The following is a 641-nucleotide window of genomic DNA, read 5'->3' as shown; positions in this document are numbered from 1 at the left end:
GGTTACCACGGTGTGATTCATGACTGGGGTGAAGTCGTAACAAGGTAGCCCTAGGGGAACCTGGGGCTGGATCACCTCCTTAAACGATAGCTTGGCCTGTTCAAGTGTCCACACGCATTACCTGATTGATGAGTAAGAGCTGATGTCGAATGACATCAAGAAATAGGCTTGTAGCTCAGGTGGTTAGAGCGCACCCCTGATAAGGGTGAGGTCGGTGGTTCGAGTCCACTCAGGCCTACCAATTTTAACGAATACGGCGTTAAAATGATTGCGGCAACCATAGGTCGCGGAAGTAAAAATATGGGGCTATAGCTCAGCTGGGAGAGCGCCTGCTTTGCACGCAGGAGGTCTGCGGTTCGATCCCGCATAGCTCCACCATCCCTAGAGGATGGGATGTAAGAATCATTACCTGATGGCAACAAAAAACAGAAATAGTAACAGTAAGTTTTAAATTATCGGTTTCTAGGCGAATGCCTCCTAAACTGAATCGATAATTTAACGCTTAGGCGTTATTCGCTCTTTAACAATTCGAACTGAAAGAAATAGATTGTCTTGTAGAAATACAAGCGCCAACCGGCGAAATCGATCGTTACGATTTAATTGAACAGACGCCTTCGGGTTATATGGTCAAGTGAATAAGC

2 tRNA genes and 1 rRNA gene are annotated in these 641 nt (G+C 46.2%); all 3 read left to right on the top strand.

Going from position 1 to position 641, the window contains the following annotated elements:
* Window positions 1–82: ribosomal RNA gene (locus F7R24_RS14600) — 16S ribosomal RNA — on the top strand; the annotation flags it as partial.
* 82 nt (window positions 83–164) lie between these two features.
* Window positions 165–241: transfer RNA gene (locus F7R24_RS14595), tRNA-Ile, on the top strand.
* Window positions 242–302: 61 nt separating this feature from the next.
* A tRNA-Ala gene (locus F7R24_RS14590) sits at window positions 303–378 on the top strand.
* Window positions 379–641: the final 263 nt, after the last annotated feature.

Source organism: Nitrincola schmidtii, from assembly GCF_008973715.1.
Classification (GTDB): domain Bacteria; phylum Pseudomonadota; class Gammaproteobacteria; order Pseudomonadales; family Balneatricaceae; genus Nitrincola; species Nitrincola schmidtii.
The sequence above is the reverse complement of the archived record's forward strand: the minus strand, read 5'-3'. Positions and strand labels throughout refer to the sequence as shown.